Origin of the sequence: Halosimplex rubrum, assembly GCF_013415885.1 — an archaeon.
Taxonomy (GTDB): Archaea; Halobacteriota; Halobacteria; order Halobacteriales; family Haloarculaceae; genus Halosimplex; species Halosimplex rubrum.
In genome coordinates, this window is sequence record NZ_CP058910.1 from 860109 (window position 1) to 881156 (window position 21048).

At 69.3% G+C, this 21048-nt stretch carries 16 protein-coding genes; 13 read left to right on the forward strand and 3 right to left on the reverse strand.

The features are described 5' to 3' along the window. Positions 1-73: 73 nt before the first annotated feature. Positions 74-5428 carry an LAGLIDADG family homing endonuclease gene (locus HZS55_RS04325; protein WP_179910514.1) on the forward strand — a complete coding sequence of 1785 codons (5355 nt, stop codon included), beginning with the start codon at positions 74-76 and terminating at the stop codon, positions 5426-5428. 340 nt (positions 5429-5768) lie between these two features. Further along, positions 5769-5990, forward strand: a complete 222-nt coding sequence (locus HZS55_RS04330) for a DUF7535 family protein (protein WP_179910515.1) — start codon at positions 5769-5771, stop codon at positions 5988-5990. Between the two features lie 39 nt (positions 5991-6029). Here HZS55_RS04330 and HZS55_RS04335 read toward each other — a convergent pair whose 3' ends face one another. From HZS55_RS04335 to HZS55_RS04345, 3 genes are read right to left on the reverse strand one after another with little or no spacing between them, the layout of a single operon-like run. Next, a complete protein-coding gene (locus HZS55_RS04335; RefSeq protein ID WP_179910516.1) occupies positions 6030-8369 on the reverse strand; it encodes a xanthine dehydrogenase family protein molybdopterin-binding subunit in 2340 nt (779 codons plus the stop codon). Positions 8370-8426: 57 nt separating this feature from the next. Further along, the gene (locus HZS55_RS04340; protein WP_179910517.1) at positions 8427-8936 is read right to left on the reverse strand and encodes a 2'-5' RNA ligase family protein; all 510 of its coding nucleotides are present in this window, start codon (positions 8934-8936) and stop codon (positions 8427-8429) included. Between the two features lie 48 nt (positions 8937-8984). Next, positions 8985-9167 (reverse strand): DUF7554 family protein, encoded by a 183-nt coding sequence (locus HZS55_RS04345; protein WP_179910518.1) that lies wholly within the window; start codon positions 9165-9167, stop codon positions 8985-8987. Positions 9168-9277: 110 nt separating this feature from the next. Here HZS55_RS04345 and HZS55_RS04350 point away from each other — a divergent pair, with 110 nt between their 5' ends. The 11 genes from HZS55_RS04350 (at position 9278) to argF (ending at position 21025) form a co-directional block, all read left to right on the forward strand. Further along, complete coding sequence (locus HZS55_RS04350) at positions 9278-10414, forward strand: helix-turn-helix transcriptional regulator (RefSeq protein WP_179910519.1); 1137 nt, start codon at positions 9278-9280, stop codon at positions 10412-10414. Positions 10415-10569: 155 nt separating this feature from the next. Then, on the forward strand, positions 10570-11547 hold the full coding sequence (locus HZS55_RS04355) for a DUF7096 domain-containing protein (RefSeq protein WP_179910520.1): 978 nt from the start codon (positions 10570-10572) through the stop codon (positions 11545-11547). A 396-nt stretch (positions 11548-11943) separates the two neighbouring features. Continuing rightward, a complete protein-coding gene (locus HZS55_RS04360; protein ID WP_179910521.1) occupies positions 11944-13200 on the forward strand; it encodes an argininosuccinate synthase in 1257 nt (418 codons plus the stop codon). Position 13201: 1 nt separating this feature from the next. Further along, entirely contained in the window at positions 13202-14743 is a 1542-nt protein-coding gene (argH, locus tag HZS55_RS04365; RefSeq protein WP_179910522.1) for an argininosuccinate lyase, read from the forward strand. Positions 14744-14934: 191 nt separating this feature from the next. Further along, positions 14935-15099 carry a lysine biosynthesis protein LysW gene (lysW, locus tag HZS55_RS04370; protein WP_006882170.1) on the forward strand — a complete coding sequence of 55 codons (165 nt, stop codon included), beginning with the start codon at positions 14935-14937 and terminating at the stop codon, positions 15097-15099. A gap of 2 nt (positions 15100-15101) precedes the next feature. Next, positions 15102-16001, forward strand: coding sequence for a lysine biosynthesis protein LysX (gene lysX / locus HZS55_RS04375; RefSeq protein ID WP_179911787.1), 900 nt, complete (start codon positions 15102-15104; stop codon positions 15999-16001). 16 nt (positions 16002-16017) lie between these two features. Continuing rightward, positions 16018-17067 carry an N-acetyl-gamma-glutamyl-phosphate reductase gene (gene argC, locus HZS55_RS04380; protein WP_179910523.1) on the forward strand — a complete coding sequence of 350 codons (1050 nt, stop codon included), beginning with the start codon at positions 16018-16020 and terminating at the stop codon, positions 17065-17067. A 14-nt stretch (positions 17068-17081) separates the two neighbouring features. Beyond that, positions 17082-17936 (forward strand): acetylglutamate/acetylaminoadipate kinase, encoded by an 855-nt coding sequence (locus HZS55_RS04385; RefSeq protein ID WP_179910524.1) that lies wholly within the window; start codon positions 17082-17084, stop codon positions 17934-17936. Next, positions 17933-19066 (forward strand): aspartate aminotransferase family protein, encoded by a 1134-nt coding sequence (locus tag HZS55_RS04390; protein WP_179910525.1) that lies wholly within the window; start codon positions 17933-17935, stop codon positions 19064-19066. The genes HZS55_RS04385 and HZS55_RS04390 overlap by 4 nt, the downstream gene beginning before the upstream one ends. Beyond that, positions 19059-20141 (forward strand): [LysW]-lysine hydrolase, encoded by a 1083-nt coding sequence (locus tag HZS55_RS04395; protein WP_179910526.1) that lies wholly within the window; start codon positions 19059-19061, stop codon positions 20139-20141. Before HZS55_RS04390 ends, HZS55_RS04395 begins: the two co-directional genes overlap by 8 nt. Further along, complete coding sequence (gene argF, locus HZS55_RS04400) at positions 20138-21025, forward strand: ornithine carbamoyltransferase (RefSeq protein ID WP_179910527.1); 888 nt, start codon at positions 20138-20140, stop codon at positions 21023-21025. The genes HZS55_RS04395 and argF overlap by 4 nt, the downstream gene beginning before the upstream one ends. Positions 21026-21048 lie beyond the last annotated feature (23 nt).

The following is a 21048-nucleotide window of genomic DNA, read 5'->3' on the forward strand; positions in this document are numbered from 1 at the left end:
CGCGGCACCGACGATGAGAACGGGAACGCGACGATGACACGGGAGCCACGACGATGAAACGGGAGCCACGACGATGAAACCCGAGGACGAACGCTACTTCGAACGGCTGGAATCCGGGCTCGACGAGGCCTTCGACGTGGCCGAGGCGGCCCGCGAGCGCGGCGGTGACCCGACCGATAGCGTCGAGATCCCCGTCGCCCGGGACATGGCCGACCGCGTCGAGAACATCCTCGGAATCGACGGCGTCGCCGAGCGCGTCCGCGAGTTAGAGGGCGAGATGAGCAGGGAAGAAGCGGCGCTCGAACTCGTCTCGGACTTCGTCGACGGCGACGTGGGCGACTACGACTCCCGGGCCGGCAAGGTTGAGGGCGCGGTCCGCACCGCGGTCGCGCTGCTGACTGAGGGCGTCGTCGCCGCCCCCATCGAGGGGATCGACCGCGTCGAGATCTTAGAGAACGACGACGGGACGGAGTTCGTCAACGTCTACTACGCCGGCCCGATCCGTTCCGCAGGCGGGACCGCACAGGCGCTGTCGGTGCTCGTCGCCGACTACGCCCGCGCGATGCTCGGTATCGACCAGTACAAGGCGCGCGACGACGAGATCGGTCGCTACGCCGAGGAGATCGACCTGTACGACAAGGAGACCGGCCTGCAGTACTCCCCGAAGGAGAAAGAGAGCAAGTTCATCGCCGAGCACATGCCGATCATGCTCGACGGCGAGGCCACCGGCGACGAGGAGGTGTCGGGATACCGGGATCTGGAACGGGTCGACTCCAACTCCGCCCGCGGCGGCATGTGTCTCGTCATGGCCGAGGGGATCGCGCTGAAGGCCCCGAAGATCCAGCGATACACCCGAAATCTGGACGAGGTCGACTGGCCGTGGCTGCAGGACCTCATCGACGGCACCATCGGCAAAGAGGAGGGTGACGACGAGGGCGACGCGGACGGCGACGAGGAGGGCGCCGACGACGACGAGAGCGAGGCCGACGACGACGAGGGCGAAGCGCCCGCGGGACCGCCCCGGCTGGACCCCTCGAAGAAGTTCCTCCGGGACCTCATCGCGGGGCGGCCGGTCTTCTCGCACCCGAGCGAGGCCGGGGGCTTCCGACTGCGCTACGGCCGGGCGCGCAACCACGGGAACGCCACGGCGGGCGTCCACCCGGCGACGATGCACCTCGTCGACGACTTCCTCGCGACGGGCACCCAGATCAAGACCGAGCGCCCGGGGAAGGCCGCCGGGGTCGTCCCCGTCGACACCATCGAGGGACCGACCGTCAGGCTGGCGAACGGCGAGGTCCGCCGCATCGACGACCCCGAGGACGCCCTCGAAGTCCGCAACGGCGTCGAGAAGGTGATCGACCTGGGCGAGTACCTCGTCAACTACGGCGAGTTCGTCGAGAACAACCACCCGCTGGCCCCCGCCTCCTACACCGTCGAGTGGTGGGCCCAGGAGTTCGACGACGCCGGCGCGGACGTGCAGGCGATGCGCGACTCGCTGGACGTGGATCTGTCGGACCCGAGCGCCGAGGAGGCCCTCGAGTGGGTCGAGGCGTACGACGCGCCGCTGCACCCCAAATACACCTACTGCTGGCACGATCTGTCCGTCGACGAGGTGTGCGCGCTGGCCGACGCCGTCGACGAGGGGCGGATCGCGCAAACGGACGGGGCGAGCGAGGCGCGAAGCGCCTCGAAAGTGAGCGGGGAGAGCGAGGTGCGGAGCGCCTCGGACACGAGCGGGGACGAAGGACCCGCGAGCGGCGACCCGCGAGCAGTCGTCCGGGACCCCGACGACGAGGACGACAGCGACGACGGCGCGGCCGACACCCAGCACGACGCCGCGACGGACGGCCACGACCGCGACGCGGGCGCCGCGGCGGCGGGCGACCTCGTGCTCCCCCGTTCCGAGACGGTTCGGGAGGCCGTCGAGCACCTCCTCGTCGAGCACACCCAGACCGAGGACACGCTGGTGATCCCCGATTGGCGCCCGCTCGCGCGGACGCTCGGGTTCGACGACTCGCTCGACCGCGACTGGGCGCCCGAGGACCTCTCCGAACGCGCGAGAGCCTACGGCGGCGGCGAGGCCAGCGACGCGCAACTGGAGTCGTCGGCGGCCTCGACCGAGGACGGCGCCAACGCCGTCCTCGCCGTCGGCGAGATAGCACCCTTCGACGTGCGCGAGCGAGCGCCGACCCGCATCGGCAACCGGATGGGTCGCCCGGAGAAGTCGGAGAGTCGCGACCTCTCGCCGGCGGTCCACACTCTGTTCCCCATCGGCGAGGCCGGCGGCTCCCAGCGGAAGGTCGGCGACGCCGCCGTGGCCGGCGACAGCTACGACGACACCCAGGGGAAGGTCGAACTCGAAGTCGGCCGCCAGGAGTGTACCGACTGCGGCGAACGAACCTTCAAACCCCGCTGTCCCGACTGCGGCGGCGTCTGCGAGGCCGTCTACGTCTGCCCCGACTGCGACCACGAGGTCGAACCCGACGAGTCCGGCCGCGCGGAGTGTTCGCGCTGCGAGACGCTCGCCCGACCCACCCAGACGACGGTCGTCGACATCAACTCGGAGTTCAAATCCGCCCTCGCGAACCTCAACGAACGGCCGACCGCCTACGACGCGCTCAAGGCGGTGAAGGGCCTCTCCTCGGAGCAGAAGACGCCCGAGCCCATGGAGAAGGGCATTTTGCGCGCGAAACACGGCGTCTCGGCGTTCAAGGACGGCACCGTCCGCTACGACATGACCGACCTGCCCGTGACGGCGGTCCGCCCCTCCGAACTCGACGTGACCGCCGACGCCTTCCGGGCGCTGGGCTACGAGGAAGACATCCACGGCCAGCCCCTCCAGCACGACGACCAGCTCGTCGAACTCAACGTCCAGGACGTGGTGCTCTCGGAGGGCGCCGCCGAGCACATGCTCAAAACCGCGGACTTCGTCGACGACCTGCTCGAATCCTACTACGGCCTCGAACCGTTCTACAATCTCGAGGAGCGCGACGACCTCGTCGGCGAGCTCGTCTTCGGGATGGCCCCCCACACGAGCGCCGCGACCGTCGGCCGTATCGTCGGATTCACGACGGCAGCGGTCGGGTACGCTCACCCCTATTTCCACGCCGCGAAGCGCCGGAACTGCTTCCATCCGGAGACGAAGGTGTGGTACGAGGACGAAGGTGGGGAACTCAATCACGAGTCGATCGAACGGCTCGTCGAGGGGTATCTCGATCCTGACAGTGCCGAACGGGACGACTTCGGGACGCTCGTAGACGACCTCGACCACCTCGACGGTGAACTCTCCGTCCCCTCGTTCGACAACGGCGGGTCGCAGTCTACACAGCCCGTGGAGGCGCTCAGTAAGCATCCGGCGCCGGATCACCTCGTCGATATTCAAACCGAATCCGGCCGAGAACTGAAACTGACTGCGGACCACAAGGTCCACATATACGAACCGGACCTCGGCCGGATGGTGTCTGTACCCGCGGGGAAACTCGACGAATCGGATTGTCTCGTCACACCGAAACATCTCGACAGTACCGACCCAGCTGACGAGCCGAAGCGGTTCGACCTCCTCGAAGCGTTCATCGAGTCCGACGTCGTCGCCGACGACAGGCTGATGATCAAAGGGCTCGACAAGGATCGCCTGTACGAGCGCTTCGAACACCGGCTCGCCGACGATTGGGACGGTCGCTTCTACCCGCTTCAGAGTACTGCCGACTATCTCGGGCTGACGAAGAAAACGTTGAGTAACTACCTCTACCGAGAGAGCATTCCGGTCGCGCTACTCGACAACTTTTTCGATTCGACAGAGAACTTGCTGTCGTTCGTCCCCGAGGACGCGACGCTCGGTGTCAAACGCGACGGGACGGAGATCGATCGATACATCACACTCAACGAGCGGGTTGCCACACTTCTCGGGTACTACGCCGCCGAAGGATTCGCCCGGGATCAGGACACCCCGAAGGGAACGATCCATCAGACGACAGTCTGCGGCACGGACGAGGAGGCACGGGAGTTCTTCCTCGACGTACTGGCGGACGAGTTCGGCGTCGAACCCTACGTCGAGAATCACGCGAAGATTACTGTCTCTGGCCGACTGCTTCGCGGGTTCTTCGACTCGGTGTTAGAGGCTGGTATCTTCGCTCACACCAAGCGGGTCCCGCAGTGTATCTTCGATTCCCCCGACCGGATCGTCGGTGCGTACCTCGCCGGATACTTCAGCGGTGACGGGACCGCCGACGGACAGGCACCTCGCGTCTCGGCGACGACTGTGAGTCCGGAACTCAGGTCCGACCTCCTCGCGCTGCTGACCCGGTTGGGTATCACCGCGACTGTCGACCATACGGAACCAGTAGCACTCTCCGACGCATTTCCGGAACTCTACGACGAGGACGACGAGTCGCTCTCGCGCCACAGTTACGAGTTGGCCGTCTCTCGGGACGACGCTGTCCGGTTCGCGGACCGCGTCGGGTTCCACCGCTCTGCGAAGGACGACCGCCTTCGCCAACAGGTCGGAAGTCGTGAGTCTGCCAGCCGCCACGCCTACGTCTTCGACGGCGGCGCCGACGAGTACCACCTCGATCCGGTCCAGGAGGTGTCGTACACCGAGTCCGAGACCGATCACGTCTACTGTCTCACCGTCGCAGAGAATCACTCGCTCGTCGCGAACGACCTGTCGGTAAAGCAATGTGACGGCGACGAAGACTGTGTGATGCTGCTGATGGACGGGCTGTTGAACTTCTCCCGGCAATTTTTGCCGGATCAGCGAGGTGGTCGCATGGACGCGCCCCTCGTCATGTCCTCGCGGATCGACCCCGCCGAGATCGACGACGAGGCCCACAACGTCGACATCATGCGGGAGTACCCGAAGGAGTTCTACGAGGCGACGCGCGAGCTCGCCGACCCGGAGGACGTGGAGGACGTCATGACCATCGCGGAGGAGACGCTGGGCACCGACGAGGAGTACACGGGCTTCGACCACACCCACGACACGACGGACATCGCCGCGGGGCCGGCGCTCTCGGCGTACAAGACGCTGGGGTCGATGGAGGACAAGATGGACGCCCAGCTGAACCTCTCGCGGAAGATCCGCGCCGTCGACGAGACGGACGTGGCCGAGCGCATCATCGAGTACCACTTCCTGCCCGACCTCATCGGGAACCTCCGCGCCTTCTCGCGCCAGGACGTGCGTTGCCTCGACTGCGGCGAGAAGTACCGGCGGATGCCGCTGTCGGGCGACTGCCGGGAGTGCGGCGGCCGCGTCAACCTCACCGTCCACGAGGGGTCGGTCAACAAGTACATCGAGACGGCGACGCGGGTCGCCGAGGAGTTCGGCTGTCGCACCTACACCAAGCAACGGCTGGAGGTCCTCGAACGGTCGATCAACCGCGTGTTCGAGGACGACACGAACAAGCAGAGCGGCATCGCCGACTTCATGTAGGGCGGTCGCAGGGTACGCGCCCGCCGACCGGAGGGAGGCGGCTTTTTCGTCCACGGTTTCCGACGAGTGGGGCCCGCAACGAGCGTCGCGGCCGAGGATACCGGCGCGAAAACCGCGGGACTGACACGAACAAGCAGCGCGGCTCGCCGACTCCGTGTGAGACCGTCGTTTCGGGGGCCGTTCTCCTCGGGCGAGCGCGGCGAGGGCTTTCAGCGCTCGCTGTCGTCTCCGTCTCTTTCACGCACCAACCGACCGGATCCACTACTCGACGAGCACACCGAACCGACCAGTTCCGTTCCCCGCCACCGGGTGTATCGTTTCGGGAGACCGACAGGAACGCATGAGCGAATCCATCGAGCGCCAGGACCCGAGCGTCCCGCGGAAAGTGCTCCGGACGGTCACACCGAGGTCGAAGGCCCGCCCCGACGCGGAGGTGGACTCGATCGGCCGGGCCATCTTCCTCGGGCTGGTGATCCTATTGATCCCGTTGCTCCCGTTCGTCGGGATCGTCTGGGGGCTCTCGAAGGTACTGGACTTCCTCGCGCGCCAGCGCGGGGAGTGACGCGAGACCGGGGAGGCGACCCGGGTGAGCGGGTGGGCCTCACTCCTCGGCGTCGCGGATCGCCGAGCGGACGCGCTCCCCGGTGAGCGGCATGTCGACGTGGTCGACCCCAAGGGGTTCGAGCGCGTCGCAGACGGCGTTGACGACGGCCGGCGGGGCGGCGATGGTGCCCGCCTCGCCGATGCCCTTGACGCCCAGGTCGTTGGTGGGACTGGGCGTGACGGTCGCCTCCGTCTGGATGTCGGGGACGTGGAACGAGCGGGGGACGGCATAGTCGAGCATCGAGTCGGTTTCGAGGGTCCCGTCGTCGGCGTAGACGGCCCCCTCGTAGCGGGCCTGTCCGATGCCCTGGGCGACGCCGCCCTCGACCTGGCCCTCGACGATGACGGGGTTGACCCGCTCGCCGCAGTCGTCGAGGGCGACGTAGCGCTCGATGTCCACGGCGCCGGTCTCGGGGTCGACGGCGACGCTGACGACGTGCGTGCCGAAGGTGTAGGCGGTCGCCTCCTGCTCGAAGAACGTCGTCGCTTCGAGCCCGGGGTCCATCCCCTCGGGGACGCCCCAGCCGTAGGCCGCCTCGGCCACGTCGGCGAACGAGCGGGTCTCGTCGGTGTGGCCGGACGCCGAGAACTCGCCGTCGTCGTACTCGACGGCGTCTTCGGGCGCGTCGAGCAGGTTCGCGGCGAGTTCGCGGGCCTTCTCGCGCACGGCGCGGGCGCTCTCGGCGATGGCGTTGCCGCCGGTGATGGTCGAGCGACTGCCGAAGGTGCCGGTGCCGGTGGGGGTGGCGTCGGAGTCGCCCTCGTTCACGTCGATAGCGTCGTAGTCGACGCCGAGTTCGTCCGCGACGATCTGTGCGTAGGTGGTGCCGTGACCCTGCCCGTGGGAGTGGGTGCCCGCGTAGACGGTGACGGTGCCGTCGGGGTGGGCGCGGACGACGCCGCTCTCCGTGCCGCCGCCGGTCGACTCGACGTAGCAGGCGAGGCCGACCCCGAGGTAGCGACCGTCGTCGTCGCGGTCGGGCCGACGCCGGCGGTCGTCCCACCCGGCGGCGTCCAGCGCCTCGTCGAGTCCGCGTTCGTAGTCGCCGCTGTCGTAGGTGGCGCCGACCGCCGTCTCGTGGGGGAACTCCGCGATCTGGTTCGCCCGGCGTAGCTCGGCGGGGTCGACGCCGAGTTCGCGGGCGGCGGCGCCGACGAGGCGCTCGGCGACGTAGTTCGCTTCCGGGCGGCCGGCGCCCCGATACGAGTGGATCGGCGCGGTGTTCGTGAACACGGCGCGGGTCTCGCAGTGGATGGCCGGGATGTCGTACTGGCTGGACAGCAAGGAACCGTACCAGCCGGGCATCCCGAGGCTACCGCCGAGGCCGTAGGCACCGACGTTGGCGTCGGTCTCGACGCGCAGACCGCGGATTGTCCCGTCGTCGTCGACGCCCAACTCGGCGGTCGTGCGGTGGTCCCGACCGTGAGCGCCCGCGAGGTAGTTCTCGCTCCGCGTGGCGGTCCACTTCACGGGCCGCTCCAGATCCATCGCGGCGAAGGCGGCGGCGGCCTCGCCGGGGTGGTGGTGGCCCTTGTGGCCGAACCCGCCGCCGACGGAGGGCGCGACGACACGGATGGCGCGCTCGGGGAGGCCGAGCGTCGTCGAGAGCTTCCCGCGGTGGCCGTGGGGCGACTGGCTCGTCAGCTCGACGGTCAGGCGCTCGTCGCCGGCGTCCCAGCGGGCGACGGCCGCCCGGGGTTCGAGGGCGTTCGGGATGAGGCGGTTGTTCGTCAGATCGAGTTCGACCGCGTGGTCGGCGTCGGCGACGGCCGCCTCGGTCGCCTCCCGATCCCCGAGTTCGGAGGTCGCGGCGACGTTGTCGGGGGCGTCGTCGTAGAGCGCCGGTGCGTCGGCCCGCCGAGCCTCGCGCTGGTCGACGACGGTCGGGAGCGAATCGGCGGTGACTTCGACCGCGTCGGCGGCGTCGCGGGCGCGGTAGCGGTCGTCGGCGACGACCGCGGCGATCGGCTGGCCCTGGTAGCGGACGCGGTCGCGGGCGAGCACGGGGTGGCCCGGCGGGTCGCAGTCCAGCCCGTGCGTCGAGAGCGGGAGCACCCCCGGGATCTCGGAGGCGGCCAGGTCGTCCCAGGTGTAGACCGCGAGGACGCCGTCCATCGACTCGGCGGCGGCGGTGTCGACGGCCTCGACGTCGGCGTGGGCCACCTCGCTGCGGAGGAAGGCGAGATAGGTCAGGTCCGGGTGGTCGATGTCGTCGGTGTAGGTGGCGTCGCCGGTCAGCAGCGCCGCGTCCTCGCGGCGGTCGACGCCCTCGCCGACCAACTGCCCCGAGTCCGCGGATCCGTCGGCCGGCGGGTCAGCCTGCGCGTCGTCGCTCATGGAACGTACGTGCGGCGACAGCGGCTAAACTGTTGTCCCGGCGGGGTCGCCGAGCGCTCAGACGGGCAGGGAGACCGAACTGACCGACTGGGAGCGCTCGGCGTCCCAGAACTGCAGGCGCTCGACGGTCCAGTCGACGGGGTCGAAGGGGGTGTCCCGGAGGGCGGCCGCCCGTTCGACGGAGCCGCCGCGAGCGACGGTGACGTGGGGTGTGTAGTCGTCGCCCTCCACGTCGGCGACGGGGTCGAAGCGGTCGCAGAGCCGCTCGTGGAGGGATTCGAGGCCGGGGCTGTCGACGGCGAGGTAGACGACGGGGCCCTCGCCGCGGGGCACGTCGGTGAACACGTCGACGCCGGTGACGCGGACTTCGAAGGGTGGCTCCCCGCGGAGCGCCTCGCGGGCGCGGGCTTCGAGCTCGTGGTAGCTGGCGGCGTCGCCGCGACCGAGGCGCTTGGCGACGAGGGTGTGCTCGCCGCGCTGGCGGAGTTCGGCGGTGCCGAGGCGGGTGCCCAGGTCGCGGGCGAGCGAAGCGACCGTCCCGGGGACGGGGACGTTCAGGCTGTACACGTCCGCGGAGAGGGGCCAGCGGCCGAAAAGACCGTCGTTCGTCGCCGTTCAGATCCGGTCGAGCAGCCAGAGGACGATCAGGACGACGATTATCAGCCCGAACACGGACTTCAACGGGCCGAGGACGAAGGATAGCGCGGCGTCGAGTATCTCGATCGCGATCCAGACGACGACGAGGACGAGGACGACTTTCAGCAGCGTCTCGGCGTCCAGATCGGCTCGTGAATCCATGAACGGACCGTCGGTTTCCGGCCCGAAAGGCGTTGTGGCCGCCCCGTCACGGCGCGACTCGGCGGTCCACTACCCAAAGCATATCGCCGTCCGGACTAACCCCAGTGACGATGAGAGGCACGTCGCGTCGGGTCGCCGTGTCGGTCGCGGTCGCACTCGTCTGTCTGTCGGCGGTCGGGCCCGCGCTCGGGGCCGGCGGGCAGTCGGTCGACCGGACGGGCACGGAACGAGCAGCGCTCGGACAGCAGGCCGCGGCCGCCCAGCAGGTGCCGGGCTTCCAGTCGGCGGTCGACCCCGACTCGGTGGAGCTCCGGGCAGCCGTCGGCGAGGACGGCACGGCCGAGTGGACCGTCGAGTTCCGGGTGCGCCTGAGCGACGAGAACGCGACGGCGGCCTTCGAGTCCGTGCAGGACGACGTCGCGGCGAACGCGACGGCGTTCACGAGCCAGTTCGCGGACGGAATGGAGCGCACGGTCGCGAGCGCCGAGAACCGAACCGGCCGCGAGATGGCGCTCGAGAACGTCACCGTCACCGCGACGACGGAGCGACTCCCGCAGGAGTACGGCGTGCTCACCTACCGGTTCACGTGGACGAACTTCGCGGCGACCGACGGCGACCGCCTCCGGATCGGCGACGCCATGTCGGGCTTCTTCCTCGACAGCGAGTCCGCACTGGTGTTCGCGTGGCCCGCCGGCTACGAGCGCCAGTCGGTGACGCCCGGCCCGGACGACACGGGTAACGGCTCGGTCACGTGGCGTGGCCCCGCCGACTTCGGTCCGAACGAACCACGCGTCGTCGTCGCACCCGCCGGCGGACTACCGACGACCGCGCTGGCCGGGGTCGCCCTCCTCGTCCTCGCGTTGGCGGCCGGCGGCCTGCTGTATCGCTCTCGACGTGGCGACTCCGACCCGGGGACCGAGACCGACGCCGGCGATGCCGTGGTCACCGACGAGGCGACCGCCGCCGGGGCGGCGAGTGGCGGGGCCAGTTCGGACGAGTCGGACGAGTCGGACGACGAGGCCGACGACGGACCGCCAGAGGAACTCCTGAGCAACGAGGAGCGCGTGCTCCGCCTGCTCGACGACAACGGCGGTCGGATCAAACAACAGCAGATCGCCGGGGAGTTCGACTGGACCGACGCCAAGACCAGTCAGGTCGTCGGGACCCTCCGCGACGAGGACGCCGTCGAGACGTTCCGGATCGGTCGCGAGAACGTCGTCGCGCTTCCCGAAGCGAGCGACTTGTAGCTACCGGTCGTTCACGCCCCCGCGAACCCAGTTATCGGAGACGTATCCCCGGACGGCGTGGCGGTCTATCGACCTCGAAATCCGGCTTAATCGGGATTGAACGGGATTGAGGACTGTGGGTTTATATGCGATGCCCGGACCAAGGAGGAGACAGGATGGACCAAGTATCACCCGTCGCCGCGGCGCTGCTGGTCGTGCTCGCCGCCGTCGGCGCAGTGCCGGTCGCCGCGCTGTCGGGTTCCGGGCTCGACGCACGACAGACCGCCGCGAACGAGACGGCGAACGAGTCGCTGGCGCCCGGCGAACGGTTCGCCGGCGTCGTCGGCGTCGAACAGGCCGAGATATCGGGCGAACTCGAGGCCAGAGCGTTCGGCCAGCGGATCGCCGCCGCACGGTCGAACGCGTCGACCGCCGGCGTCGTCGCCGACGAGGTGTCGAACCTGAACGAGCGGCTGGCGGAGCTCGACGGACGGATGGCCGAACTGGAGCGGGCCCACGAGAACGGGACGCTCAGCGAGGGGCAGTACCGCGCTCGACTGGCGCGAGTCCACGCCGAGCAACGCGCGCTCCAGCGGCAGGTCAACCAGACCGAGTACGTCGCCCGCGAACTCCCCGCCGCGGCGCTCGAAGCGAAGGGCGTGAACGTGAGCGCCATCGAGACGCTCCGGACGCGGGCCAGCGAGATGAGCGGACCCGAAGTCGCGGCCATCGCGCGGAGCATCGCCGGGAAGAACGCCGGCAGCGGCATGGGCGGCCCGCCCGAACAGGCAGGCCCACCGGCGTTCGTGCAGAACCGAACTAGCGGTCCGGGCGCACCCGGGAACGGCAACGGAGGCGGACAGGGAAATGGCGGTCCGCCCGCTGACGCCGGCTCGAACAACGAAACCGGCCCGCCCGCCGACGTTGGCCCGAACAACGAAACCGGCCCGCCCGCCGACGTTGGCCCGAACAACGAAACCGGACCGCCTGCCAACGTTGGTCCGAACAACGAAACCGGTCAGCCCGCCGACGCCGGCGCAAGTAACCAGACCGGATCACCCGCCGACGCCGACCAGAACGACGGGACCGAACGCGCCGGGAACGGCGGTTCGGGCGGCAGTGACGACGGTGCCGGCGGTTCGAACGCCGAGTAGGCGGCGGTCCTGTTCGGCGTCTCGGTCGTGCGTTCGTACGCACCCGATAGCGGCGCTCGGTGCGGTGTTTCTTGGGAAGCGATCGCAGACGATAGTCGCCCGCTCGAGGGCGCTTCGGAAAGTTTTAGTACCGAACTATCGGTAGTAGCAGGTACATGGCTCGGACCAGCCCTACCGGCACGCAGGCCGCGTCGAGTGGCGGGTCCGCCGACCGACTTTTCACGCGTCGAGTCGCGTCCGCGGCGGGCAGCCGCGTCGAGACTCGACGACCGCGGCGACGACGACCGGGCCGTTAGGCCCGCAACTACTCCTCCCCACGTCGCCACGTCTCGATTTCGACTCCCGCCACCGTCGGGTTCCGGGCGGACACCTCACCCGACAGTCACCACACAACACATGACATCCGACCCATCCGGCACCGTCGCGCTCGCCTTCTCCGGCGGGCTCGACACGACAGTCTGCGTCCCGCTCATCAAGGAAGAGTACGGCTACGACGACGTCATCGGCGTCACCGTCGACGTCGGCCAGCCCGAGAAAGAGTTCGACGAGGCCGCCGAGACCGCCGAGGAACTCGACCTCGAACACTACGTCGTCGACGCCAAGGAGGAGTTCGCCGACCTCTGCCTCCAGTCCGTCAAGGCCAACGGCACCTACCAGGGCTACCCGCTGGGCACTGCGCTCGCCCGCCCGGTCATCGCCAACGCCATCCTCGAGGTCGCCGAGGAACAGGGCTGTAGCGCCCTCGCCCACGGCTGTACGGGGAAGGGCAACGACCAGCTCCGGTTCGAGGCCGTCTGGCGCGCCTCCGACCTGGACGTGCTCGCGCCGGTGCGCGAACTCGGCCTGACCCGCGAGTGGGAGAGCGAGTACGCCGCCGAGAAGGGCCTGCCCGTCGAGGGCGGCGACGGCGGCCGCTGGAGCATCGACACCAACCTCTGGAGCCGTTCGGTCGAGGGCTCGGAGCTGGAGGACCCCGCTCACGTCCCCGGCGAGGAGATCTACGACTGGACGACCGCGCCCGGCAACGCCGAGCCCGAGACGGTCGAGGTCGAGTTCGACCAGGGCGAGGTCGTCGCCGTCGACGGCCAGGAGCAGGACGCGGTCTCGCTGATCGAGGACCTCAACGAGCGCGCCGGTGCCCACGGCGTCGGCCGCTCTGACATCATGGAGGACCGCATGCTCGGGCTCAAGGTCCGCGAGAACTACGAGCACCCCGCGGCGACGGTGCTGCTGACGGCCCACGAGGCGCTCGAATCGCTCGTGCTCACGCAGGAGGAGCGCTCGTTCAAGACGCAGATAGACCAGCGCTGGGCCGAGAAGGGCTACGAGGGCCTGGTCGACGCGCCGCTGACGAAGGCCTTGGAGAGCTTCATCGAGCAGACCCAGACCAAAGTGACGGGGACCGTGACGGTCAAGCTCGACGGCGGCCAGGCCCGCGCGGTCGGCCGCGACAGCGAGTACGCGGTCTACAGCGAGTCCGCGGCCTCGTTCAACGAGGAGGCGGTGACCGACGACATCGAACAGGACGACGCGACCGGCGTCGCGAAGTACCACGGCTTCCAGTCGCGCCTGGCCAACCGCGTCGCCGAGAACGTCGCCGCGAAACAGGCCGAAGCCGCCACGGACGGCGGCCAGAGCGAAGACGAGAACTGAGATGACCGACGGCGAGGACACTCCCGACGCGGGCGAGTCGACAGCGGCGAGCGGCGCGGACGGGGCCGACGACGGCGCCGACGCGACCGGCGGGACCGCGATCCGCCGGGACCGCTTCTCGGGCGGCCCCGCCCGCGGATTCATGTCCTCGCTGGCCGCCGACGAGCGCATCTTCGCCGCGGACCTGCAGGTCGACCGCGCCCACACGGTGATGCTGGCCGAGCAGGACATCGTCGACGACGACGACGCGGCGGCCATTCTGGGTGCCCTCGACGACGTGGCGGCGGCGGGCCACGGCGAGTTACCCGGCGCCGAGGACGTCCACGAGGCCATCGAGACGGCGGTCATCCAGCGCGTCGGCCCCGAAGGCGGGCGGATGCACACCGCGCGCTCGCGCAACGATGAGGTGGCGACCTGCATCCGCTACCGGCTGCGGGCGGACCTGTTCGAGGCGCTGGAGACGGTCGTCGGCGCGCGCGAGCAGTTGCTCGACGCCGCCGAGGCCCACACCGAGACGGTGATGCCCGGGTTCACGCACCTGCAGTACGCCCAGCCGGTGACGGTGGCCCACTGGGTCCTGTCCTACGAGGGTCCCCTCGCACGCGACACCGAGCGCCTGCTTTCGGCGTTCGACACGACCAATCAGTCGCCCCTCGGTGCGGCCGCCTTCGCGGGCACGCCCTTCGACGTCGACAGGGAGCGCACGGCCGAACTGCTGGGCTTCGACGGCACCGTCGCCAACTCGATGGACGCCACGTCCTCGCGCGATTTCCTCGTCGAGACGACGAGCGCCCTGACGACGCTGGCGACGACGCTGTCCGGCATGGCCGAAGACCTGGTCGTCTACAGCGGCCGGGACTACATCGAGATCAGCGACGACTACGCCTCCACGTCGTCGATCATGCCCCAGAAGAAGAACCCCGACACGCTGGAGATCGTCCGGGCGACCGCCGGCGAGGCCCAGGGCGCGCTCCAGCGATTGCTGACGACGCTGAAGGGGCTGCCCCGCTCGTACAACATCGACCTGCAGGAGGCGACGCCGCCGGCCTGGACCGCCGTCGATTCGGTGCCGCCCGCGCTGGAAGTGGTGACGGGCGCGCTGACGACCGCCGAGTGGCACGAGGACGTGCTGGCCGCGGAGGCGGCGGCCGGGTTCTCGACGGCGACGGGTGTCGCCGACCGGCTGGCGATGGCGGGCGTCCCGTTCCGGACGGCCCACGAGGTCGTGGCGACGGTCGCCGAGGACCTCGACCCCGGACAGGACGCGCCCGCGATCGACGACCTCGAAGCGGCCGCCGAGGAGATCCTGGGCGAGCCGCTCACCGCCTACGTCGACCGGGAGACGCTGGAAGCGACGCTCGACCCCGTCGAGAGCGTGGCGATGCGCGACTCGGCGGGCGGCCCCGCGCCCACCGCAGTGGCGGCACAGATCGACGACGCCCGCGAGCGCCTAGCGGTCGACGAGGACGCGGTCGCCGAGCGCACCGACGCGGTCGCGACGGCGCTCGCCGACCTCGAATCGGAGGTGGCCGCGTATGAGTGAGATCCGCGACCGCCGTCACCGACCGCAGCCGCTCCCACGACCCCGCGAGGGGAACTAACATAAAACTGATACAGTGAACGGACTGTCCACGAAATCGGACTCGCGACGCGCTTAGCGTCGAGTACGCGTAACTATTTTTGTCTGATAGGTTCGAAGCGTTTAAGTAGATAGCAGGGTGAGTAGGGGGTACGATGGCAGAATGCGTCGAGTGCGGAGCGGAAGTAACTCTGCACGACGGCATCGAGATAGGAGAGATCGTCGACTGTGGCACCTGCGGTGCGGAGCTCGAAGTCGTCGACACCGAACCTCCAGTCCTCGAGACGGCCCCCGAGCTCGAAGAGGACTGGGGTGAGTGAGAGTGAAGGTCGGCATCCTCTACTCCCGGATCCGCCGGGACGAGAAGCTCCTGCTGAACGAGCTGCGTGAGCGCGACCACGAGGTCGTCAAGGTCGACGTGCGCAAGCAGCGCTTCGGGCTCTCGGAACCGCCCGAGGACATGCGCGGCGTCGACGTGCTCGTCGACCGCTGTCTGGCGACGAGCCGCTCGCTGTACGCCACGGAGTTCGCCGACGCCTACGGCATCCCGGTCGTCAACAGCGCCGAGACCGCCGAGGTCTGTGCGAACAAGGTGAAAAACAGCCTCGCGCTGGAGAAGGCGGGGGTCCCCACGCCCGCGACGGACGTGGCGTTCACGAAGGACGCCGCCCTCGAGAGCATCGAGGACTTCGGCTATCCCTGTGTCCTCAAGCCCGTGGTCGGGTCGTGGGGTCGCCTGATGGCGAAGATCGACTCCCGGTCGGCCGCGGAGGCGATCCTCGAACACAAGGAGACCCTGGGCCACTACGAGCACAAAGTCTTCTACATCCAGGAGTTCGTCGACAAGCCGGGCCGGGACATCCGTATCGTCGCGGTCGACGGCGAGCCGGTCGCCGGCATGGTCCGCTCGTCGGACCACTGGCTGACCAACGCCGCCAAGGGTGCCGAGACCTCGGAGATCGAGATCACGCCGGAGATGGAAGACCTCGTCACCAAGGCCAGCGACGCGGTCGGCGGCGGCCTCCTGGGGATCGACCTCATGGAGACCGGCGTCGGCGAGGACGGCGAGCCCTCGGGCTACACCGTCCACGAGGTCAATCATACTGTGGAGTTCAAGGCGCTCGACGAGGTCACCGACGTGGACGTGCCCGCGACGGTCGTCGACTGGCTGGAGACAACCGCCGGCGCCGGCGAGAGCGAGACCGCAGAGGCGGCGACATGACGGGAGAGGAGACCGCATGAGCGACGACGCGACCTACACGGCATCGGTCGTCGGCGGTACGGGCTTTACGGGCGGCGAACTGCTTCGCCTGCTCGCGGGCCACCCCGAGTTCGATGTCGTCCAGGCGACCAGCCGCTCGAAGGAGAACAAGACGGTGGGCCACGCCCACCCGAATCTGCGCGACCTGGACCTGCGCTTTTCCTCCCCGGAGGAGCTAGAGAGCGTCGACGCCCTGTTCGCGGCGACGCCACACGGCGTCTCGATGGAGCAGATCGACGAGTTCCAGACGGCCGCCGACACCGTCGTCGACCTCTCGGCGGACTTCCGGCTCGATACGGAAGGACAGTACGACGAGTGGTACGACGGGCACACCCGTCCCGAGCTGCTCGAAGACTCGGTCTACGCGCTCCCGGAACTGACTCGCGACGAGCTCCCGGGCGCGGATCTGATCGCGTCGGGCGGCTGCAACGCCACGGCGACGATCCTCGGGCTCAAACCGCTGGTCGAGGAGGGGATCCTCACCGGCGACGAGCAGATCGTGGTGGACGTGAAGGTCGGCTCCTCGGAGGGCGGCGCGGGGGGCGGCGAAGCCTCCTCCCACCCCGAGCGCTCGGGCGTCGTCCGCCCGTACGCGCCGACGGGCCACCGCCACGAGGCCGAGATCGAGCAGTTCCTCGGCCTGGACGTCTCGTTCACCGTCCACGCGGTGGACATGATCCGCGGCGCGAGCGCGACCTGTCACGTCTTCCCGGGCGAGCCCGTCTCGAAGGGCGACCTCTGGGGGGCGTATCGCGGCGAGTACGGCGAGGAGCCGTTCGTCGAACTCGTGGCGGGCGGCGGTGGCGTGTATCGCTACCCCGAGCCCAAGGCGGTCGCGGGGACGAATCGTGCGGAGGTCGGGTTCGAGCTCGACCCCGGAAACAGGCGCCTCGTCGTCTTCTCGGCGATCGACAACATGATGAAGGGCTCGGCGGGGCAGGCGGTCCACGCCGCCAACGTCGCCCTCGGTATCGAGGAGACCGCGGGGCTGGAGTTCGGGGGCCTCCACCCGGTCGGCGCCCCCTGAGCAGGTGATTTTTCGTGACTACAGTCGTCAAGATCGGCGGCGCCCGCGCGGTCGACCCGGCGGGCGCTCTGGCGGACGTTGCAACGCTTACCGAGGACAGAGAGGAGTCGGTCGCCGTGGTTCACGGCGGTTCGACGGCCGTCGACGAGACGCTCGAACGGCTCGGCATCGAACCCGAATACGTCGAGACGCCGTCGGGCGTCGTCGGCCGGTTCACCGACGAGGACACCATGGAAGTGTTCGAGATGGTCTTCGGCCACCTCAACACGCAACTCGTCGCGGGGCTCCAGAGCCAGGGCGTCGACGCAGTTGGCCTGAACGGCGTGGACGGCAAACTGCTGTACGGCCCGCGCAAGTCCGCCGTGCGGGTCATGGAGGACGGCACGCGCAAGATCAAACGGGGTGACCACTCGGGGTCGATCAAGCAGGTCAACGCTGACCTGCTCCAGACGCTGTTTTCGGACGGCTACACGCCGGTTGCGTCGCCGCCGATGGCCGGCAAAGACGACGACGAAGTGATCCCGGTCAACACCGACGCCGACCGCTCGGCGGCTCACGTCGCCGGTGCGGTCGACGCGACGCTCGTCTTGCTGACGGACGTGGAAGGCATCTACGCGGACCCCGACGACCCCTCGACGCTCATCGAGTCGGTCGAGACGAGCGAGGAGTGGGCCGACCTGGAGGACGCCGCCGAGGGGTTCATGGAGCGCAAGGTGATGGCCATCGAAGAGGCCATCGAGGGCGGCGCCGCGGAAGTGGTGGTGGCGGACGCCAACGCCGAGGAGCCGATCCTGTCGGCGCTGGACGGCGGCGGCACGCACGTCCATGCGTCGGCGCTTTCAGATACTGCGGAGGAGGAGACACAATGAGCGGATTCGTCTTTTCGGAGAAACCCATCCAGATCGAGGAGGGCGACGGCGCCTTCCTCTACGACGACAGCGGCAACGAGTACCTCGACTTCGGCGCGTCGTACGCCTGCGTCCCGCTGGGCCACGGCCACGAGGCCGTCCACGACGCCGTGACCGAGCAGTTCGAGAAGCTGACCTACGTGCAGGCGTCGTACCCCAACGCCGCGCGGACGGCGCTGTACGAGCGACTCGCAGACACCGCGCCGGACCCGATCGACTACACGTGGCTCTGCAACTCCGGGACCGAGGCCAACGAGGCGGCGCTGAAGTTCGCCCGCGCGGCCACCGGGAACTCGAAGATCGTCGCGACGATGAAGGGGTTCCACGGCCGGACGATGGGCGCGCTCGCGACGACGTGGAAGAGCAAGTATAAGAAGCCCTACGAGCCGCTGATGGGCGACGTGGAGTTCGTCCCCTACGACGACGGCGACGAACTCGCCGACGCCGTCGACGACGAGACCGCGGCGGTCATCGTCGAACCCGTCCAGGGCGAGGGCGGCATCAACCCCGCCTCCGCCGAGTTCCTCCAGCGCGCCCGCGAGGAGACCGAGGAGGCCGGCGCGGCGCTGATCTTCGACGAGGTCCAGACCGGCATGGGCCGGACGGGCTCGCTGTGGGCCGCGGAGCAGTCCGGCGTCGTCCCGGACATGATCACCGCGGCGAAGGGCCTCGGGAACGGCTTCCCGGTCGGCGCGACGCTCTGCCGGGAGTGGATCGCCGACAACTACGGCAGCCACGCCTCGACGTTCTCGGGCGGGCCGGTCATCTCGGCGGCCGCGGGCGCGACCGTCTCGACCATCGTCGAGGAGGACGTGCCCACCCACGCCGGCGACGTGGGCGCGTACATGCAGGAAGAACTGGAAGCGGCGATCGGCGACGACGTGCGCGAGGTGCGCGGCGAGGGGCTGATGGTCGGCGTCGAGGTCGGCCGCGGCGCCAACCGCGCGCTGAAACAGCTCGCCGTGAACCACGGCGTCCTCGCGCTGCCGGCCGGGCGGACCGTCGTGCGGTTCCTCCCGCCGCTGACGGTCACCGAGGACGAGGTCGACCGGGTGGTCGACGCCATGGCGGAGGTCGTCGGCGATGAGTGAGAGCGCCGGCGAATCGGAGGACGCGAGCGCGTCGGTTCCCGTCGACGAGCAAGCGCGCGAACTGCTGGTCGACGTGGTCGACACGCCGTCGGTGACCGGCGAGGAGGAAGAAGCGGCGAGAGTCCTCGTCGACTTCTTCGAGCGCCACGACCGCGAGGTGTGGGTCGACGACGTTGGCAACGTCCGCGCGCCGGCCGACGACAGCGTGCTCCTGACCTCCCATATCGACACCGTCCCGGGCGACATCCCGGTGCGCGTCGAGGAGAACGACGAGGGCGAGGAACAGCTCTGGGGCCGTGGAAGCGTCGACGCGAAGGGGCCGCTCTGTTCGATGGCCGTCGCGGCCGTCCGCACGGGCGCCTCGTTCGTCGGCGTCGTCGGCGAGGAGGTGGACTCGCGGGGTGCGCGCCACCTCGTCGACGAGCGCGACGCCGAGCCCGGGGCCGTCGTCAACGGCGAGCCCTCGGGCTGGGACGGCATCACGCTCGGCTACCGCGGGCTGCTCGCCGGCACCTACGTCGCCACCTCGGAGTCGGGTCACTCCTCGCGGCCGGAGAACAACGCCGTCCAGGACGCCATCGCCTGGTGGTCGGCGGTCGAAGAGGAGTTCGCCCACGACGACTGGGTGCCCGTTTTCGAGCGCGTGACGGCCAAGCCCATCAGCTTCGAGGGCGGGATCTCCGACGACGGCCTCTCGGTCGAGGCGACGGCGGACGTGCAGCTGCGAGTCCCGCCGGAGTACACGACCGAGGAGGTCCGCGAGATCGCCGACGGTCACCTCGAAAACGGGACGGTCCACTGGCACGACGCGGTCGAGCCGGTGATGATGAACCCGCGGACAGCGGCGGCCCGAGCCTTCCGCGCGGCGGTCCGGCAGGTCGGCGGCGACCCCCGTCTGCTGCGCAAGACCGGCACAAGTGATATGAACGTCTACGCACAGGAGTGGGACTGTCCGATGGTGACCTACGGACCCGGCGACTCCGACCTGGACCACGCGCCCGACGAGCACGTCTCGCTCGCCGAGTACGACCGCGCCGTGGCCGTCCTGGAGACCGCGACGGAGCAACTACAATGAACTTCCTCGACGTCGACGACCTCACGACCGGCGAACTGGCGGCCGTCCTCGACCGCGCGGCGGCGATCAAGACCGACTACCGCGAGGACGGCGCGACCGACCTGCTGGACGGTCAGACACTCGGGATGATCTTCGAGAAACCGTCGACGCGGACGCGCGTCTCCTTCGAGACCGGCATGACCCAGCTGGGCGGTCACGCCGTCTTCCTCGGTCCAGACGACATCGGGCTGCACGGGCGCGAACCCGTGAAGGACATCGCGCGGGCGCTCGGTCGCTACGTCGACTTCGTGATGGCCCGCGTGTACGACCACGCCGACGTGGTCGAACTCGGCGAGTACGCCGAGGTCCCCGTCATCAACGCGCTGACCGACGACGCCCACCCCTGCCAGACGCTCGCCGACCTGCTGACGATCCGCGAGCACTTCGACGACCCGACGGTCGCGTGGGTCGGCGACGGCAACAACGTCTGCCAGTCGTTCGTCCTCGGCGCGGCGATGTCCGGCCTAGACCTGACCGTCGCCACGCCCGAGGGGTACGGCGTCGACGAGGGCGTCCTCGAGCGCGCCGAGGGGCTCGGGACCGCACCGGCGACGACGACCGACCCCGAGGCCGCCATCGCCGACGCGGACGTGGTGTACACGGACGTGTGGGTCAGCATGGGTCAGGAGGACGAGCGCGCGGAGAAGCTGGCGGCCTTCGAGGGCTTTCAGATCACGCCCGAGTTGCTTGGCGACCGCGCGCTGATGCACTGTCTGCCCGCCCATCGCGGGGAGGAGGTCACCGACGCCGTCATCGAGAGCGACAACGCCATCGTCTGGGACCAGGCCGAGAACCGCCTGCACGCCCAGAAAGGGCTGCTGGCGTGGCTGGCCGAGCAGGAATAGCGTCCGCGCGAGCGAAGCGAGGT

What these genes read in the sequence shown, in the direction of transcription:
- HZS55_RS04350 (WP_179910519.1), top strand. Translation starts at nt 9,278, where the DNA reads ATGAGAGGCACGTCGCGTCGGGTCGCCGTGTCGGTCGCGGTCGCACTC.
- HZS55_RS04355 (WP_179910520.1), top strand. Translation starts at nt 10,570, where the DNA reads ATGGACCAAGTATCACCCGTCGCCGCGGCGCTGCTGGTCGTGCTCGCC.
- argH (WP_179910522.1), top strand. Translation starts at nt 13,202, where the DNA reads ATGACCGACGGCGAGGACACTCCCGACGCGGGCGAGTCGACAGCGGCG.
- HZS55_RS04360 (WP_179910521.1), top strand. Translation starts at nt 11,944, where the DNA reads ATGACATCCGACCCATCCGGCACCGTCGCGCTCGCCTTCTCCGGCGGG.
- HZS55_RS04335 (WP_179910516.1), bottom strand. Translation starts at nt 8,369, where the DNA reads ATGAGCGACGACGCGCAGGCTGACCCGCCGGCCGACGGATCCGCGGAC.
- HZS55_RS04330 (WP_179910515.1), top strand. Translation starts at nt 5,769, where the DNA reads ATGAGCGAATCCATCGAGCGCCAGGACCCGAGCGTCCCGCGGAAAGTG.
- HZS55_RS04345 (WP_179910518.1), bottom strand. Translation starts at nt 9,167, where the DNA reads ATGGATTCACGAGCCGATCTGGACGCCGAGACGCTGCTGAAAGTCGTC.
- argF (WP_179910527.1), top strand. Translation starts at nt 20,138, where the DNA reads ATGAACTTCCTCGACGTCGACGACCTCACGACCGGCGAACTGGCGGCC.
- HZS55_RS04395 (WP_179910526.1), top strand. Translation starts at nt 19,059, where the DNA reads ATGAGTGAGAGCGCCGGCGAATCGGAGGACGCGAGCGCGTCGGTTCCC.
- argC (WP_179910523.1), top strand. Translation starts at nt 16,018, where the DNA reads ATGAGCGACGACGCGACCTACACGGCATCGGTCGTCGGCGGTACGGGC.
- HZS55_RS04390 (WP_179910525.1), top strand. Translation starts at nt 17,933, where the DNA reads ATGAGCGGATTCGTCTTTTCGGAGAAACCCATCCAGATCGAGGAGGGC.
- HZS55_RS04325 (WP_179910514.1), top strand. Translation starts at nt 74, where the DNA reads ATGAAACCCGAGGACGAACGCTACTTCGAACGGCTGGAATCCGGGCTC.
- lysW (WP_006882170.1), top strand. Translation starts at nt 14,935, where the DNA reads ATGGCAGAATGCGTCGAGTGCGGAGCGGAAGTAACTCTGCACGACGGC.